This window comes from Protofrankia sp. CiP1_Cm_nod4 (assembly GCF_982290645.1).
Genome location: NZ_CEVIVC010000021.1, coordinates 50,205 through 50,989, shown reverse-complemented (window position 1 = coordinate 50,989; position 785 = coordinate 50,205). Strand labels below are relative to the sequence as shown.

Here is a 785-nt window from a genome sequence, read left to right as displayed (position 1 = left end):
CCGTCGCAGGAGGCGGTAGCCGGCGAAACCGGCCCCGGCCAGCAGCCCGACCAGGACGATCGGCCCGATCAGGCCGACGATCACGGCCACTCCGCCGGTGAAACGGTCCCAGGACAGCCGCAGCGCCCCGGTCAGGCCGTCGTCGTCGTCCGGGTCCGGCCTGGTCGTGACCGCTCCCCGCTCGCTGATCCGTATCGTGAGGGTCGCGAGGTCACTGGCGTCGGCCAGCACCTGGCGCTGCCCCTCGAGCTGTTCGATCCGTGCCTGCACGTCGTCGATCCGCTGCTGGACGGCGAGAACCTCCCCGATCGAGCCGGCCTTGCCCAGCAGGGCCAGGTAGGTGTCGCGCGAACCGCTCAGCGCCTTCAGCCGGGCCTGGAGATCCACGTACTCGCCGGTGACGTCCTGTGAGGAGACGGTCGATGCCCGGACCTCGCCGGCCTTCCCGACCTGGCCGCGCAGGTCGTCGAACGACCTGGTCGGCACCCGCAGGGTGACGGTCGCGCGCTGCTGGCCGTCGTCGGAGGCGCCCGGGGTGCCGGCGCTGTCCAGCGAGGCGAGATAGCCGCCCAGCCCCTGCGCCGCCGTCGAGACGGCGGTGACCGCCGCGTCGACGCCGCCCGGACGCACCTGAAGCGACATCGAGCCGGTCCGGACGATCCTGGGCTCGGCTCCGGCCGGCCGGGCCGGGTCGGCGGCCCGCGCCGTCGGCGCGGAGCCGGCGGCGAGGCCGGACCCGGCTCCGGATTCGGCCGCACGTGCGCCGCCGGCCACGGGCGCGGACG

General features: G+C 75.3%; 1 protein-coding gene. It reads right to left on the bottom strand.

The window, feature by feature from the left end:
- The coding region (locus tag AC5LSR_RS06770) for a DUF4349 domain-containing protein (protein ID WP_493468258.1) at nucleotides 1-774 on the bottom strand (774 nt) is incomplete at its 3' end.
- Between the last annotated feature and the right edge of the window lie 11 nt (nucleotides 775-785).